This window comes from Streptomyces sp. SD15, assembly GCF_054462255.1.
Genome location: NZ_JBTLMO010000010.1, coordinates 171,113 through 187,487, shown reverse-complemented (window position 1 = coordinate 187,487; position 16,375 = coordinate 171,113). Strand labels below are relative to the sequence as shown.

General features: G+C 70.0%; 12 protein-coding genes and 3 tRNA genes. 5 read left to right on the top strand and 10 right to left on the bottom strand.

The annotated features are described in order from the left end of the window. Nucleotides 1–320: 320 nt before the first annotated feature. The 5 genes from ACX28W_RS12985 to ACX28W_RS12965 form a co-directional block, all read right to left on the bottom strand. On the bottom strand, nt 321–728 hold the full coding sequence (locus tag ACX28W_RS12985; RefSeq protein WP_458999064.1) for a PIN domain-containing protein: 408 nt from the start codon (nt 726–728) through the stop codon (nt 321–323). Further along, on the bottom strand, nt 725–958 hold the full coding sequence (locus tag ACX28W_RS12980; protein ID WP_458999062.1) for a type II toxin-antitoxin system VapB family antitoxin: 234 nt from the start codon (nt 956–958) through the stop codon (nt 725–727). Before ACX28W_RS12980 ends, ACX28W_RS12985 begins: the two co-directional genes overlap by 4 nt. 337 nt (nt 959–1,295) lie before the next feature. After that, a tRNA-Ile gene (locus ACX28W_RS12975) sits at nt 1,296–1,369 on the bottom strand. 165 nt (nt 1,370–1,534) lie between these two features. Further along, a tRNA-Asn gene (locus ACX28W_RS12970) sits at nt 1,535–1,607 on the bottom strand. Nucleotides 1,608–1,612: 5 nt separating this feature from the next. Then, a tRNA-Asn gene (locus ACX28W_RS12965) sits at nt 1,613–1,685 on the bottom strand. 145 nt (nt 1,686–1,830) lie between these two features. Between ACX28W_RS12965 and ACX28W_RS12960 the strand changes: the two genes are divergently transcribed. From ACX28W_RS12960 to ACX28W_RS12945, 4 genes are all read left to right on the top strand, one after another. Next, nucleotides 1,831–2,136 (top strand): YtxH domain-containing protein, encoded by a 306-nt coding sequence (locus tag ACX28W_RS12960; protein WP_458999061.1) that lies wholly within the window; start codon nt 1,831–1,833, stop codon nt 2,134–2,136. Between the two features lie 64 nt (nt 2,137–2,200). Further along, entirely contained in the window at nt 2,201–3,655 is a 1,455-nt protein-coding gene (locus tag ACX28W_RS12955) for an FGGY family carbohydrate kinase (RefSeq protein WP_458999060.1), read from the top strand. 188 nt (nt 3,656–3,843) lie between these two features. Further along, on the top strand, nt 3,844–5,577 hold the full coding sequence (locus ACX28W_RS12950; protein WP_458999059.1) for an ABC transporter ATP-binding protein: 1,734 nt from the start codon (nt 3,844–3,846) through the stop codon (nt 5,575–5,577). Then, nucleotides 5,577–7,502: an ABC transporter ATP-binding protein gene (locus ACX28W_RS12945; protein WP_458999058.1), complete on the top strand. Its 1,926-nt coding sequence runs from the start codon at nt 5,577–5,579 to the stop codon at nt 7,500–7,502. The genes ACX28W_RS12950 and ACX28W_RS12945 overlap by 1 nt, the downstream gene beginning before the upstream one ends. 242 nt (nt 7,503–7,744) lie before the next feature. Here the strand turns inward: ACX28W_RS12945 and ACX28W_RS12940 are convergent, their stop codons facing one another. The 5 genes from ACX28W_RS12940 to ACX28W_RS12920 form a co-directional block, all read right to left on the bottom strand. Continuing rightward, nucleotides 7,745–9,040 (bottom strand): RNA polymerase sigma factor, encoded by a 1,296-nt coding sequence (locus ACX28W_RS12940; RefSeq protein ID WP_458999057.1) that lies wholly within the window; start codon nt 9,038–9,040, stop codon nt 7,745–7,747. A gap of 347 nt (nt 9,041–9,387) precedes the next feature. Beyond that, on the bottom strand, nt 9,388–11,292 hold the full coding sequence (gene dnaG, locus ACX28W_RS12935; protein WP_458999056.1) for a DNA primase: 1,905 nt from the start codon (nt 11,290–11,292) through the stop codon (nt 9,388–9,390). 46 nt (nt 11,293–11,338) lie between these two features. Then, nucleotides 11,339–12,604 (bottom strand): NAD(P)/FAD-dependent oxidoreductase, encoded by a 1,266-nt coding sequence (locus ACX28W_RS12930; RefSeq protein ID WP_458999055.1) that lies wholly within the window; start codon nt 12,602–12,604, stop codon nt 11,339–11,341. A 93-nt stretch (nt 12,605–12,697) separates the two neighbouring features. Next, a complete protein-coding gene (locus ACX28W_RS12925; RefSeq protein WP_458999054.1) occupies nt 12,698–14,068 on the bottom strand; it encodes a deoxyguanosinetriphosphate triphosphohydrolase in 1,371 nt (456 codons plus the stop codon). A gap of 169 nt (nt 14,069–14,237) precedes the next feature. Next, nucleotides 14,238–15,047, bottom strand: a complete 810-nt coding sequence (locus ACX28W_RS12920; RefSeq protein WP_458999052.1) for a sirohydrochlorin chelatase — start codon at nt 15,045–15,047, stop codon at nt 14,238–14,240. Nucleotides 15,048–15,480: 433 nt separating this feature from the next. On the opposite strand from ACX28W_RS12920, the gene ACX28W_RS12915 reads away from it, so the two are divergent. Beyond that, a complete protein-coding gene (locus ACX28W_RS12915; protein ID WP_458999051.1) occupies nt 15,481–16,185 on the top strand; it encodes a SanA/YdcF family protein in 705 nt (234 codons plus the stop codon). The last annotated feature ends 190 nt before the right edge of the window (nt 16,186–16,375 follow it).

Genomic DNA, 16,375 nt, shown 5'->3' with positions numbered 1-16,375 from the left:
GAAGATTCCACTGCCTCCGGTGGAATTCGGCCGACAGAAGGTCGGCCCACCGCAAAGAAGGTCGACGGCGGCGGCAAGGCGCGCTGGGGAGTGGCAGGTTCCGGCCGGACCGCCTCCTACGAACTGACTCGCGCGGCACGGGAAGTGCTCCTCGGCGCCGACCCGCCTCGCGGAGGCCACCCTTGCCGCACGGCTTGCGGATCTGGACGGTGCGACGGCTGCACTCAGAGGACCGACCAGGTTCACGGTCCTGGGACAGTGACGTGGGCGTCGATCAATGAGAGGCCAACGGACTGACAACGTGGACCGGCCCCAGGAGCTCAGGCTCGCACGTCACGCTGCTGAACTTCCTTGAGCACTCCGGCCACCGTCGCGAAGTCGTTGTCCACGTGGAGGACGGTATGGCCGTGGTGGACCGCAGTCGCACACACCAACAGGTCAATCGCTCCTGCCGCGCGATGCTGACCCTGTTGGGTCAGTTTGTACTGGGCGGTTTCGACCCAACGCCAGGCATTCTTGGGAACGGGAGAGAGCAAGCAGAGTGCGTCCAGTTCCTCCGCAAGCTCGTCCCGGTGGGACGGGCTGGTGGCCGAGTAGAGAAATTCGGCGCGCGTAGGCTCGCAAACGTGGAACACCCCAGCGGCAATGTGCCCCTCCCAAGGGTGCAACGCACCCGGGATGCGGAAGAGGTGCCACAGGGCCGAGGTGTCCACCAGATACGTGATCACTCGAAGGCCGTGCGCCGGGCACGCTTCTCAGCGTCATGCGCAGCCGACGCGTGGTCGAACTCCCCACGCGCACCCCGCGCGGCCAGCTTCTCCGCAGCCTCAAGCCTCTTGATTCGCGCTACGTAGTCCCGAAGGGCCGCGTTGACGGTCTCCTTCTTCGTCGTGACACCCATGAGCCGCATGGCCTCGGCCAACGCCTCGTCGTCGAGATCAATCTGCGTGACGGACATCGGACACCTCCAAGCATCCACGATGTATGCATCCAAAGTACATCACCAACATTGAACCGCCCACTGAGCATAAGCGGGCAGCCAGGGAGGCGCGGGGGATGTCGGAGTGGACGTCCGTGAGGAGCGTTTCCCGATACGGGACGGACCAGCAAAGGCCTGCCCTACGCCGACACGACTCATCCCACAGAGCCCATGCCCGACTTGACCGGAATCGACGTCCCGAATGCGTCCTGTCGATCATGAAAGCCTGATCGAGGCATGCTCCCAGGATCCGTCAACTCACTCGACCCTCCAGCAAAGTTGCTGGCCGGATCGATTCTCCACGTGTAGCGCGGAGTGGGGCGGGTGGGACTCGAACCCACGGCCGACGGATTATGAGTCCGCTGCTCTAACCGGCTGAGCTACCGCCCCATGCGGCGTGTCGCGCACATTTGTGCGCGCCGTCTGCCGCAGCATAGCCGCTCATACGATCTCCTGCTTCGGATGGTCGGCTTCGCATGACCATGAGGACTTCGGCGCGGCCTGCCCGGTTCCCCCGGGCATGAAAAAGGACCCCTGAGGGGTCCTCTTCCGCTGCTCTCCCGACTGGACTCGAACCAGTAACCTGCCGGTTAACAGCCGGCTGCTCTGCCAATTGAGCTACAGGAGATCGCGCTCCCCCGACTGGACTCGAACCAGTAACCTGCCGGTTAACAGCCGGCTGCTCTGCCAATTGAGCTACGGAGGATTGCTGCGTTGCATCGAACGCATCTACCTGGGTATTCGCCAGGGGGCGTGCGCTCGCTGCGACACATACATTAGCGCAAGCAGGGGGGTGCTCCGCCAATCGGTTCCCTCCGCACCGATGCCGACGCAAGGGAAGGGTGGCCACCATGCGCTACCGGCTCACATTCGTCGCCGGACTGGCTCTGGGTTACGTGCTGGGCACACGCGCCGGGCGCGAGCGCTACGAGCAGTTGAAGAAGTCCGCACGCCAGGTCGCGCAGAACCCGGCGGTGCGCAACACCGCCGAGTCCGCCGCCCAGCAGGGGCGCGAGTTCGCGGGCAAGGCGTACCACGTGGTGAGCGAGAAGGTGGGCGACCACGTCCCCGACTCGGTCGCCGAGCGGGTCCGCTCCCTGCGCGCGCGCAACACCAACGGCAGTACCGCGGACGACTGGGGCACCAGCAACACCTAACGATCCGCATCAGGGGGCGACGGTCCGGCACGGTCACCGTCCGCAGTACGGCAGAATTTCCGCCATGGGGATAGTCGCCGGGCTGGACAGTTCGCCCGATTTCACTCGCATCGTCGTCTGCGACTCGGAGACGGGTGCCGTGCTCAGGCAGGGGTATGCGCCGCATCCGGTGGAGAACGCCGAGGCCGCCGCCCGGGCTTCCGATGTCGATCCGCAGGCCTGGCTGCTGTCCCTGGGTGAGGCGGCCGGTGGTGGGCTGCTCGAAGGCGTGCAGGCCATCGGCGTCTCCGCGCAGCAGAACGGCCTGGTCCCGCTGGACGCGCAGGGCAACACGGTGCGCCCGGCCATGGTGGGAGGCGACAAGCGCGCACAGGTCGCCGCCGCCGATCTCATCGACGCGCTCGGCGGGCGCGAGGCGTGGGCCCAGGCCGTGGGCTGTGTACCGCAGGCCGCGCAACCGGTGACCAAGCTGCGCTGGCTGAGCAAGACCGAACCCGACGCCGCGCAGCGCACCGTTCTGCTGCTCCAGGCGCACGACTGGCTGGTGTGGCAACTGCTCGGCCGTCCGCTGCGCCGGACCACCGACCGGGGCGGGGCCTCCGGCACCGGCTACTGGTCGGCGGCGACCGGCGCCTACCGGCCGGACCTCGTCGAGCTGGCGCTCGGTCACCAGGCCGCGCTGCCCGATGTGCTCGGCCCGTCCGAGGCCGCCGGGACGACACCCGAGGGGCTGCTGATCTCCGCGGGCACGGGAGAGACCATGGCGGCGGCCTTCGGGCTCGGCATCGGGCTCGGGGACGCGGTCGTGTCCCTCGGCGCCTCCGGGTCCGTGATGGCCGTACACCCCGAGGCACTGGTCGACTCCTCCGGCATGATCACCTCGCTCGCGGACGCGACCGGGATGCATCTGCCGGTGGTGTCCACGCTCAATGCCGTACGCACCCTGCGCGGCGCCAGCGAACTGCTCGGCCTGCCCGACCTGGAGAGCCTGTCCGAGCTGGCGATGAAGTCCACGCCGGGCTCCCACGGGCTCGTACTGCTGCCGTATCTGGAAGGGGAGCGGACGCCGAATCTGCCGCATACGGCGGGCACGCTCGCCGGGCTGCGGCGGGAGTCGATGCGGCCCGAGCACCTGGCGCGGGCCGCCTTCGAGGGCATGCTGTGCGGGCTCGCGGACGCGCTGGACGTGCTGCGCGGGCGCGGTGTGGACGTACGGCGGGTGTTCCTGCTCGGGGCGGCCGCCGAGCTGCCGGCCGTGCAGGCCGCGGCGCCCGCGCTGTTCGGCGCACAGGTCGTGGTGCCCCAGCCGGCCGACTACGCGGCGCTCGGTGCGGCCCGCCAGGCGGCCTGGGCCCTCGGTGTCTCGCAGGGCACGCTCGACCCCCGGCTGCCACCCGTCTGGCAGGGTGCGGTCGCCCAGATTCTGGAGCCCGGCGAGGAACTGGCCGTGGGCCAGGCCGTACGACAGCAGTACGTGTCTGTACGGGAACAGACGCACCCTGGAGCGTTCCGGGCATAGCGGCACATAGGGGGGTGCGGTGGAGCCCGGCGGGGCACTACCGCGTACGTCTCCGGGCCGAGAGCCGCTCCACTCTTGGTCTGCTCTTGGTTAATTCGGTTGAGGTAACGCGGGTGGAGTGTCCGACGATAGGGGCTCGTGCACCACCCCCGATCCGCCCTGCCGTCGACGACTCCGGAAGACACCGCGTGCTCATACGACTTCTTCGGACCTACCTCAGTCCGTACAAGAAACCCATCGCCCTCCTGGTGCTGCTGCAGTTCCTGCAGACCTGCGCCACGCTGTACCTGCCCACCCTGAACGCGCACATCATTGACAACGGTGTCGTGGAGGGCGACACGGGTTACATCCTGTCCTTCGGCGCCCTGATGATCGGGATCTCGCTGATCCAGGTCGTCTGCAACATCGGGGCCGTCTACTACGGCGCCCGTACGGCGTCGGCGCTCGGCCGGGACGTCCGGGCCGCCGTCTTCGATCAGGTGCAGTCCTTCTCCGCACGCGAAGTGGGCCACTTCGGGGCGCCGTCGCTGATCACCCGCACCACGAACGACGTGCAGCAGGTGCAGATGCTCGCCCTGATGACGTTCACCCTGGTGGTGTCGGCGCCGATCATGTGCGTGGGCGGCATCGTCCTGGCCCTCGGCCTGGACGTACCGCTGTCCGGGGTACTGGTCGCCGTGGTGCCGGTCCTCGGCATCTGCGTGGCCCTGATCGTCCGTCGGCTGCGCCCCCTGTTCCGGGCCATGCAGGTGCGCCTGGACACCGTGAACCGGGTGCTGCGCGAGCAGATCACCGGCGACCGCGTCATCCGCGCCTTCGTGCGGGACGACTACGAGAAGGACCGCTTCCGGCACGCGAACGCACAGCTCACCGAGGTGTCGCTGGGCACCGGACGGCTGCTCGCGCTGATGTTCCCGATCGTCATGACCGTGGTGAACCTCTCGTCGATCGCCGTGGTCTGGTTCGGCGCGCACCGCATCGACAGCGGCGGCATGCAGATCGGCGACCTGACGGCGTTCCTCGCCTACCTCATGCAGATCGTGATGTCCGTCATGATGGCCACCTTCATGTTCATGATGATCCCGCGCGCGGAGGTCTGCGCCGAGCGCATCCAGGAGGTCCTGGACACCTCCTCCAGCGTCGTGCCGCCCACCGCGCCCGTTGTGGAGCTGCGGCGCCACGGTCACCTGGAGATCCGCGGCGCCGGGTTCCGCTACCCCGGTGCGGAGGAGCCGGTGCTGAAGTCCGTCGACGTGGTGGCCCGGCCGGGTGAGACGACCGCCGTGATCGGCTCGACCGGCAGTGGGAAGTCGACGCTGCTCGGGCTCGTACCCCGGCTCTTCGACGCCACCGACGGCGAGGTGCTGGTGGACGGCGTGGACGTGGCGACCCTCGAGCCGAAGCTGCTGGCCAGGACGGTCGGGCTGGTCCCGCAGAAGCCGTACCTGTTCGCGGGCACGGTTGCCACGAACCTGCGGTACGGCAATCCCGACGCGACCGACGAGGAGCTGTGGCACGCGCTGGAGGTGGCGCAGGCCAAGGAGTTCGTGGAGCGGCTGGAGAACGGTCTGGACTCGCCGATCGCGCAGGGCGGTACGAATGTGTCGGGCGGCCAGCGCCAACGCCTGGCCATCGCCCGCACGCTCGTCCTGCGCCCGGAGATCTACCTCTTCGACGACTCCTTCTCGGCGCTCGACTACGCGACCGACGCGGCGCTGCGCGCGGCGCTCGCCGAGGAGACCGCCGAGGCGACCGTGGTGATCGTCGCCCAGCGGGTGTCGACCATCCGGGACGCCGACCGGATCGTGGTCCTCGACGAGGGCCGGGTCGTGGGTACGGGGCGTCACCACGAGCTCATGGCGGACAACGAAACCTACCGGGAGATCGTGCTCTCCCAGCTGACGGAAGCGGAGGCCGCCTGATGGCCGGGCCCATGGGACGCATGATGGCGGGCGGCCCCGATCAACACTCGATGGACTTCAAGGGGTCCGGCAAACGGCTCCTCGCACAGTTCAAACCCGAGCGCGGCACCATGTACGCGATGCTCGTGTGCGGTGTGCTGGCCGTGGGTCTGTCCGTGGTGGGCCCGAAGATCCTGGGCAGGGCGACGGACCTCGTCTTCGCCGGGATCATCGGGCGGGAGATGCAGCCGGGCAGTACGAAGGCCGAAGTCCTCGCCTCGATGCGCGAGCGGGGCGACGGCGGCATGGCCGACATGCTCTCGGGGACGGACTTCACTCCCGGCGAGGGCATCGACTTCGGCGCCGTCGGGGACGTCCTTCTCCTCGCGCTCGGTACGTTCCTGGTGGCCGGCCTGCTGATGGCGGTGTCCACCCGGCTCTCGAACCGCGCGATCAACAAGACGGTCTACCGGATGCGCGAGGACCTGCAGGCGAAGCTGTCGCGGCTGCCCCTCTCGTACTTCGACAAGCGGCAGCGCGGTGAGGTGCTCAGCCGCGCGACGAACGACATCGACAACGTCCAGCAGACCCTCCAGCAGTCGATGGGCCAGCTCGTCAACTCGCTGCTGACCATCGTGGGTGTACTCGCGATGATGTTCTGGGTGTCGTGGCTGCTCGCGCTGGTCGCGCTGGTCACCGTCCCGCTCTCCTTCTACGTCGCCACCCGCGTCGGCAAGCGCTCTCAGCCGCACTTCGTGCAGCAGTGGCGCACCACCGGCAAGCTCAACGCGCACATCGAGGAGATGTACACCGGGCACACGCTGGTCAAGGTGTTCGGGCGGCAGGAGGAGTCGGCGGCGCAGTTCGCCGAGCAGAACGAGAAGCTGTACGAGGCCGGGTTCAAGGCGCAGCTCAACAGCGGGGTCATGCAGCCGCTGATGATGTTCGTGTCGAACCTGAACTATGTGCTGGTGGCGGTGGTCGGCGGACTGCGGGTCGCGTCGGGGTCCTTGTCGATCGGTGACGTGCAGGCCTTCATCCAGTACTCGCGGCAGTTCTCCATGCCGCTGACGCAGGTCGCGTCGATGGCGAACCTGGTGCAGTCGGGTGTCGCCTCGGCGGAACGGATCTTCGAGCTGTTGGACGCGGACGAGCAGGCGCCCGACCCGATGCCGGCTGCCCGTCCCGACGAACTGCGCGGGCGGGTGGCGCTGGAGAACGTGTCCTTCCGCTACGACCCCGAGAAGCCGCTCATCGAGGACCTGTCCCTGAAGGTGGAGCCCGGGCACACGGTGGCGATCGTCGGCCCGACCGGCGCCGGCAAGACCACGCTGGTGAACCTCCTGATGCGGTTCTACGAGGTCACGGGCGGGCGGATCACACTCGACGGCGTCGATGTCGCGAAGATGTCCCGGGACGAACTCCGGGCCGGGATCGGCATGGTGCTCCAGGACACCTGGCTGTTCGGCGGCACGATCGCGGAGAACATCGCCTACGGGGCCTCGCGGGACGTCACCCCGGGGGAGATCGAGGAGGCGGCGCGGGCGGCGCACGCGGACCGGTTCATCCGGACGCTGCCGGACGGGTACGACACGGTGATCGACGATGAGGGTACGGGGGTGAGTGCGGGCGAGAAGCAGCTGATTACCATCGCGCGGGCGTTCCTCTCCGACCCGGTGATCCTTGTGCTGGACGAGGCGACCAGCTCGGTCGACACCCGTACCGAGGTTCTGATCCAGAAGGCGATGGCGAAGCTCGCGCATGGGCGGACGTCGTTCGTCATCGCGCATCGTCTGTCGACGATTCGCGATGCCGACGCCATTCTCGTGATGGAGAACGGGGCGATCGTGGAGCAGGGCGCGCATGCGGAGCTGCTTGCGGCGGATGGGCCGTACGCGCGGCTGTACCAGGCCCAGTTCGCGCAGGCCGTGGCCGAGGTGGACTGACGGACGGGGGGTGCGGCGGGTGGGGGGCGCGGGATTTCACTCGCCCCCGCCGCCCCTACCCGTCCCATCCCGTTCCTGGGGGCTCCGCCCCCAGACCCCCGTTCGGCCTGGACGGCCTCGTCCTCAAACGCCGGACGGGCTGAGATGCCTGGCGGGGGTCCAGGGGGCGCAGCGCCCAAGGACGGGACGGGTAGGGGCGGCGGGGGCGAGAAACCCGGGCCCGGACCCGCCCCGGTCCCGGCTCAGTCCAAGTAGCCCCGCAGCTGGTCCGCGAAGGCGTGGTCCCTCAGTTTGTTGAGGGTTTTGGACTCGATCTGGCGGATGCGTTCGCGCGTCACGCCGAAGATGCGGCCTATTTCCTCCAGGGTGCGCGGACGCCCGTCCGCGAGACCGTAACGGAGTTGGACCACCTTGCGCTCACGCTCGCCGAGCGTGGAGAGAACCGCCTCCAGGTGTTCGCGCAGGAGGAGGAACGCCGCGGACTCCACCGGAGACGTCGCGTCGCCGTCCTCGATCAGGTCACCGAGGGCGACGTCGTCCTCCTCGCCCACCGGGGCGTGCAGGGAGACGGGTTCCTGGGCCAGCCGCAGGACTTCGCTCACCCTCTCGCTCGGCAGGTCGAGATGCGCGGCGACCTCTTCCGGAGTCGGTTCGTAGCCGCGTTCCTGCAACATGCGGCGCTGCACGCGGACGACCCGGTTGATCAACTCGACGACGTGGACGGGGACTCGGATGGTCCGGGCCTGGTCGGCAAGGGCCCGGGACATGGCCTGCCGGATCCACCAGGTCGCGTACGTCGAGAACTTGTACCCGCGGGCGTAGTCGAACTTCTCGACCGCCCTGATCAGGCCGAGGTTTCCCTCCTGGACCAGGTCGAGCATGGTCAGGCCCCGCCCCACGTACCGCTTCGCGACCGAGACGACGAGCCGCAGGTTCGCCTCGATGAGGCGGCGCTTGGCCATGCGGCCCATGACGACCAGTTTGTCCAGGTCGAGGGCGAGCTGACTGTCCAGGTCGCAGGCGAGCCGCAGCTTCTCCTCGGCGAAGAGACCGGCCTCGACCCGGCGGGCGAGTTCGACCTCCTCCACCGCGGTGAGCAGCGGAATGCGGCCGATCTCGCGGAGGTACTGGCGGAACAGGTCCGAGGAGGGGCCACCGGTGTCCGTGGTGCGGCCGCGGGGCGCTTCGACGGGCTCGGGCGCCTCGACCTCGGTTTCCACGACGCCGACGGTCGGCTCGTCCGGCTCTGCCGGGCCCTCGGGCTCCGTCTCGGGGTGGCGCGCGGCACGGCTCTGCGGGGGGACGCCCGCGACGACGTCGTTCTCCGCGTCCGCGTCCATGGTGGTGTCGGTCTGGGCGAGGGTCTGGGTCTGCACGGGGGCGACCTCCAGGAATGTCGCTGCTGAGGCGTGCGGCAGCGTTATGTCAGGGATGGGGGCAACGGCCTTGCCGCCGTCCATCCCGAAGTCGTTTGGCGGAATCGCGGGGATGATGGACCCGTCGCGTACGGGTCGGCCGCGCTCCGAGGACTCAGGCACCGCAACCCAGTGTGGAGTACGACACATCGCCGCCACGAGGGGCGTGCGGTGACTTTTTGCGTCCGGTCCGTGACCGGGTGGTTACCCACATGGACGAGTGCGCGCCGTCGGGGACGCGAAACCTGCGGAAGGCGACGACTCGGCGGCACCAGGGCCTGTCGTTTGGATCAGGTCGCGGGGAATCGACGATGCCTTGCCGGCGCCGGTGAGCGGGGTCTGGTGCGTGCGGCTGCAAGGCGGAGGAGGGCGTCGATGCGGAGCATCGGCAACCGACGACAACGCCGCAGACGCGCGTGCCAGACCCCGCTCACCGGCGTGATCCAAACGACAGGCCCCAGGGCCGAACGTCAGAGCGCCTCGGCCCCTCGCTCGCGCAGCGCCTGCTCGTACTGCTGGAGCACCCACAACTCGTTCTGTACGGCGGCCAGCTGGGCCGGGTCGCCCTGGGCGCTCGCGCGGGCCAGGGCACCCTGGACGTCGCGGATGCGGCGGTCGACGGCGCGCCGGCGGACCATGACGAGCTGGTCGCCCGCGTAGGTCTCGTCGACGGTCTTGCGCATGATGGCCTCGACGGCCAGCTCGGTGACCATGGCGCGCACCACGTCGTCCGGGGCGGCCTCGCGGACCTGGACCAGATACTCCTGGGGGTCCTGGACGCCGTACTCCGCGCCGCCCGCCTCCATGATGGCCAGGCGTACGGCGGCGTACGGCTCGGCGGTGAACTCGTCGATGCCGTAGGCGTCGAAGGCCGGGGAGACCAGCTCGGGGCGCTGGAGGGCGAGTTTGAGCAGCTCGCGCTCGGTGGCGTAGACGGGGTTGCGGAGGTTGAGCGCGGGGCCGCCGCCGGTCGCCCGGGCGGCGGCGTACGGCTGCTGCGGGCGCTGTCCGGTCGTCGGCGCCGGGCCCTTGCCGCCGCGGTCGCGGGCCCAACGGGCCAGCTGGGCAACGCGCTTGACCACGAACTGGGTGTCGAGGATGCCGAGCATGCCGGCGAGCTGCACGGCGACCTCGTGCTGGGCGCCGCTGTTCTTGATGCGGGCGACGATGGGCGCCGCTTCATCGAGGGCGGCGGCGCGGCCGGCCGGGGTCTCCAGGTCGTAGCGCGCGACGATGTGGCGCAGCGCGAACTCGAACAGCGGGGTGCGGGGTTCGACCAGGTCGGCGACGGCCTCGTCGCCCTTCGCGAGGCGCAGCTCGCAGGGGTCCATGCCGTCCGGGGCGACCGCGATGTAGGTCTCGGCGGCGAACTTCTGGTCGTCCTCGAAGGCGCGCAGGGCGGCCTTCTGGCCGGCCGCGTCGCCGTCGAAGGTGAAGATCACACGGGCCGAGCCGTTGTCCATCAGGAGGCGTCTGAGGATCTTGATGTGGTCGCCGCCGAACGCCGTGCCGCAGGTGGCGATGGCGGTGGTGATGCCGGCCAGGTGGCAGGCCATGACGTCGGTGTAGCCCTCGACCACGACCGCCCGGCTGCTCTTGGCGATCTCCTTCTTGGCGAGGTCGATGCCGTAGAGGACCTGGGACTTGCGGTAGATCGCGGTGTCGGGCGTGTTCAGGTACTTGGGGCCGTTGTCCGCCTCGTACAGCTTGCGCGCGCCGAAGCCGACGACCTCGCCGCCGATGTCGCGGATGGGCCACATGAGGCGGCCGCGGAAGCGGTCGATGGGGCCGCGGCGGCCCTCCTGGGCGAGGCCGGAGAGGAGCAGCTCCTTGTCGCTGAAGCCCTTGCCGCGGAGGTAGCGGGTGAGGTGGTCCCAGCCCTGGGGGCTGTAGCCGACGCCGAAGTGCGCGGCGGCGGCCTGGTCGAAACCGCGCTCGGCCAGGAACTTGCGGCCCGTGTCGGCCTCGGGGCTGGAGTCGAGCTGCTCGATGTAGAACTGCGCGGCGATCTTGTGGGCCTCGACCAGGCGGATGCGCTCGCCGCGCTGGTGGGCGGGGTTGTACCCGCCCTCTTCGTAGCGAAGGGTGATGCCCGCCTGCGCGGCGAGGCGCTCGACCGACTCGGAGAAGGAGAGGTGGTCGACCTTCATCACGAACGTGATGGTGTCGCCGCCCTCCTGGCAGCCGAAGCAGTGGAAGAGTCCCTTGCTCGGGCTGACCTGGAAGGACGGTGACTTTTCGTCGTGGAAGGGGCAGAGACCCTTCAGGTTGCCGCCGCCCGCGTTGCGCAGCTGAAGGTACTCGGACACCACGGCGTCGATCGGGACCGCGTCCCGAACCGCCTTCACGTCCTCGTCGTTGATCCTTCCAGCCACGCATGGATTCTACGGTGAGGGTGTGACACTCGAGCGCCGTCGTCTCTCACGGGACCAGGCTGTCCAGCGGAACGTGCGGGTCCGCGAGCGCGTCGGTGTCCACCTGGGCCCGGGATCGGATCAGCTGCTGGATCGGCTCCGTGACGTCCCACACATTCACGTTCATCCCGGCCAGCACCCGCCCCTCCTTCACCCAGAACGCGATGAACTGTCGCTTGGCCACGTCTCCACGGATCACCACTTGGTCGTACGTCCCCGGGGGCGCCCAGCCCGAGTACTCGAGCCCGACGTCGTACTGGTCGGAGAAGAAATAGGGCACACGGTCGTACGTCGTCTCGCGGCCCAGCATCGCGCGGGCGGCCGCCGGTCCGCCGTTGAGCGCGTTGGCCCAGTGTTCGACGCGCAGCCGGGTGTCGAAGAGGGGGTGGTGGAAGGCGGCGACGTCACCGGCCGCGTGGATGTCGGGGTCGGAGGTGCGCAGCCGTTCGTCGACCGCGATGCCGCCGCCGTGCGCGCGGGCGACCAGGGTGAGGCCGGCGGCCTCGGCGAGGCCGGTGCGCGGGGCGGCGCCGATCGCGGCGAGCACATCGTGGGCGAGGTGCTCCTCGCCGTCGTCGGTGCGGGCGGCGAGGACCATGCCGTCCTGGCCGACGATCTCGGTGAGCCTGGCGCCGAAGTGGAAGCGGACACCGTGCTCGCGGTGCAGCTCGGCGAAGATCTGGCCGAGCTCGGGGCCGAGGACCGCGTGCAGCGGGGTCGGCTCGGGTTCGACGACGGTGACCTCGGCGCCGTACTCGCGGGCCGCCGCCGCGACCTCCAGGCCGATCCAGCCCGCGCCCGCGATGACGATGTGGCCGTTGTCGCGGCCCAGCGCGGCGAGCACCCCCTTCAGCCGCTCGGCGTGGGCGAGGCGGCGCAGGTGGTGGACCCCGGCGAGATCCGTGCCCGGGATGTCGAGCCGGCGCGGCTCGGCGCCCGTCGCGAGGAGCAGCTTGTCGTACTGGACCAGGGTGCCGTCGTCGCCGAAGCGGACCGTCCGGGCCGTCCGGTCGATCGCGTCGACGGTCTGGCCGAGGTGCAGCTCCACGTCGTTGCGGGCGTACCAGGCGGGTTCGTGCACGAAGACGCTGTCGCGTTCCTCCTTGCCGAGGAGGTAGCCCTTGGAGAGCGGAGGGCGTTCGTACGGGTGATCGCGTTCGTCACAGATCAGTATCACGCGGCCGGTGAAGCCCTCCGCTCGGAGCGTCTCGGCGGCCTTGGCGCCTGCCAGGCCTCCTCCGACGATGACGAATGTCTGATCCGCGTCGACCACTTGATGCCTCCTCGTAAGGATGTCGCCACATGCGAGCGTCCCGCACGCAGCGTGATGCGGGAAGAGGGAGTGGCCCGATCAGGCCACGCAGGGTCACACAGCGCCGCCCGTGGCGGGGCGCGTGGTGAGGCTGAGGTGCAGTGAGCCGGCCGAGGCGTCGGTGAGCGAGGCGATCTGGTCGACGATCACCCGCTTGCGGGCGCGGTCGTCCGGGGCCGCGTCGAACAGGGCCCGGAACTGCGGGTCCAGTCCGTCCGGGGCGCGCACGGTGAGTGCCTCGGCCAGCTCGGCGACGACGATCCGCTGATCGGCGCGCAGCCGCTCCTGCTCGGCGCGCTGCATGACGTAGCGGTCGGCGACCGCCTTGAGGACGGCGCACTCGTGCCGTGCGGCGCGCGGGACGACCAGCTCCGCCGCGTACCGGGTGAGCCGGCCGGTGCCGTACGCCGCGCGCGTGGCGGCCTCGGCGGCCAGGCAGAAGCGGCCGATGAGCTGGCTGGTGGCGTCCTTCAGCCGGGCCTGCGCGACGGCTGATCCGTCGTATCCGTGCGGCCACCACTCCTGGTCCAGGAGGCGGTCGAGGGCCTCGGACAGCTCGGCGGGGTCGGTGTCCGCGGGCACGTACCGCCCGATGGCCACCGCGAAGATCTCTTGCCGCTCCGGCTCGGCGTGCAGGCAGTTGGGGTCGATGTGGCCCGCGTGCAGGCCGTCCTCGACGTCGTGCACCGAGTACGCGACGTCGTCCGACCAGTCCATGACCTGGGCCTCGAAGCACGCGCGGGTGCCGGGGGCGTCCTTGCGGACCCAGTCGAACACCGGCCGGTCGTCGTCGTAGACCCCGAATTTCGGGGACGTGGGGTGGGTGGGGTGGGCGCCGCGCGGCCAGGGGTACTTGGTGGCGGCGTCGAGGGTCGCGCGGGTGAGATTCAGTCCTACGCTGACGAGCTCGTCCGTCGCGGGAGAACGGACGAAGCGCTTGGGCTCGATGCGGGTGAGCAGCCGCAGCGACTGTGCGTTGCCCTCGAAGCCGCCGCAGTCCCGCGCGAACTCGTTCAGCGCCTGTTCGCCGTTGTGCCCGAAGGGCGGGTGGCCGAGGTCGTGGGAGAGGCAGGCCGCCTCGACGAGGTCGGGGTCGCAGCCGAGGGCGGCGCCCAGCTCACGGCCGACCTGGGCGCACTCCAGGGAGTGGGTCAGCCGGGTGCGGGCGCTGGCGTCCCAGGCCTGACTCCGGGTGCCCGGGGTGACGACCTGGGTCTTGCCCGCGAGTCTGCGCAGCGCGGCGGAGTGCAGCACGCGTGCGCGGTCGCGCTGGAAGGCGGTGCGGCCGGGGCGTTTGTCCGGCTCGGCGGCCCAGCGGGCGACTGCCGTCGGGGCGTAGCCGAGGGGTGGGATGTGGTTCTCGTACGTCTGTGTCTGTGCCGATGTCTGTGCCTGGGGGGTGGGGTCGGTGCTGGTGCCTTCCATGACTCGACAGTAAGCGGAGCTGCTGACAATTGGGGCGTGGGTGTCGGTGCCTGCGCGTCTGCCGGGTTTTGTTGTCTTGCGGGGTGCGGGGTGGCTTGTCGCGCCCACGCGGCGGAGCCGCATATCGACACAGCCTCGCGCCCCTGGGTCCGCTGCCCTTGCCCGGGTTTCAAGCCGAGGCCAGTGCCGGTTCTGTGGTGGCATTGGCTGCCAAGGCCTGGTCGTAGCGGTGGAGAATCAGGCGGGCCATCGTCGGGTGGGTGCCCAGGGGGGCGGAGGAGATCCAGGGCGCGGCCTCGGCGCACTCGGTGGCGAAGCGGCCGGGAGCGGTGAAATAGGAGGCGACGGCGACGCGGTGGCGGCCGCGGGCGGCCATGGCGCGCAGGGCGGCGGGGACGGTGGGCGCGGCGGTGGAGGCGTACGCCGGGACGACGGGGACGCCGAGACGTTCGGCCAGCAGCTGGGCGGTACGGCGGGCGTCGACGGCCGCCTCTGGGTCGCGGGAGCCGGCGGCGGCCAGTACGACGCCACTGGCGCGGCGCGCGGCGTCGCTCATCCGGGTCCGCCATCCGGCCTCGACCAGTCGGGCGTACAGCGTCTCGACGAGCAGCGGGTGCGGGCCGAGCGGGGCGGCGACCCGGGCACGCAGCCCCGGGACGGCGGCCGCGGCCTCGGGGATGTCCCGCTTGACGTGGTAGCCGCGGCTGAGCAGCAGCGGTACGAGGACGGCCTCGCCCGGGTCGAGGGAGGCGAGCGTGTCGGGGAGCAGCGGCTCGTTGAGCTCGATGTGGCCGAGGTGCACGGACAGGTGCGGCCGCAGCTCGCGCACTCGTTCGATCAGGGTGCGTACGGTGCTCAGCGCGCGCGGGTCGCGGCTGCCGTGCCCGACGAGGACGAGCGGCGGGGGCACGGGACGGCGGGTGCCGTCGAGCGAGACGAGGCTGAGCTGACTGCCGAGCTGGCTGGTGATCGCGTTCATGAGTTGCGCCGTACTGTCGAGGTGGACGCCACGGAGCGGCTGGCCGCCGATGGGGGTCCCCCCGCTCGAGCGAAGCCGAGAGTGGGGGATGGTCTGGGACTCGTCGCGAAGAGGGTTCGACGCCGTCATGAACAAATCGTGACGGCACGAGGTTGCCACGCCGTTGCACGGGCATGACGGGTGTTTTCCGGGGGTTCACGGTGCGGTACGTGGGGTGTGTGAGCCGCTCCCACCTGCGGTTCCGTCGTGTCGAGTGAGCCCGGTCACCGCGTTTCGATGAACCGGAAAGGCTTACTCTGCGTCCTCATTTGTCGAATACGGACGCGATACCGACGCGATACCGACGCGATACCGACGAGGTTTCGACGCGACATCGACGCGAGTACCGACACGAACACCTCCGCGAGCCGACGCCATCTGGGAGACACCGATCATGCTGCGCCTGCCGCGCCCGCACATCCGTAGACCGCGCATGCCGCGCCTGCCACGCACCCGCACGGGGCAGCGGCGGGCCGTGCAAGTGGTCATGCTGATGTGCGTGCTGGCGCTGCTTCCGGCGACCTGGATGTACACGGTGGCGGGCGACCGGCTGCGGACCACCGCGGACGCGCCCCGGACCGAGGTCGCGGTGGTGTTCGGGGCCGGGCTGTGGAACGGCGAACCGTCGCCCTATCTCGCGCACCGGCTGGACGCGGCGGCGAAGCTGTACCGGGAGGGGCGGATCGAGGTCGTGCTCGTCACCGGGGACAACAGCCGCGAGGAGTACGACGAGCCGGACGCGATGCGCACCTACCTGACGGAGCAGGGCGTCCCGGACGGCCGCATCGTCAGCGACTACGCCGGTTTCGACACCTGGGACTCCTGTGTGCGGGCCCGGAAGATCTTCGGGGTTGATGAGGCCGTGCTGATCAGTCAGGGCTTCCACATCCGGCGCGCGGTCGCGCTGTGCCAGGCGGCGGGGGTGCGGTCGTACGGCATCGGGGTCGAGGCCAGGCACGACGTCACCTGGTACTACGGGGGTGCGCGCGAGGTGTTCGCGGCGGGAAAGGCAGCATGGGACGCCCTTTTCAAGCCTGATCCCACGTTCCTGGGCCCCAAGGAACCAGGTGTGGAACGGGCGTTGGCGGCGAACGAGTAGGGAGCGTTGCGATACGGGATAAGTCACGTGAGGCGTCTTCTGTCACAGCGGCAACGTCCGTGCCCGGGCGGCGACGACAGCGGGGTGGGCATCTCCGCGCCTCACGGCGGCCGGCGCCCGGCCGGGAGGTGCCCGTCCCGGCCGCGTAACGCGCCCCACCCCGGCGCGTAACACGTCCGACGCACGCTGA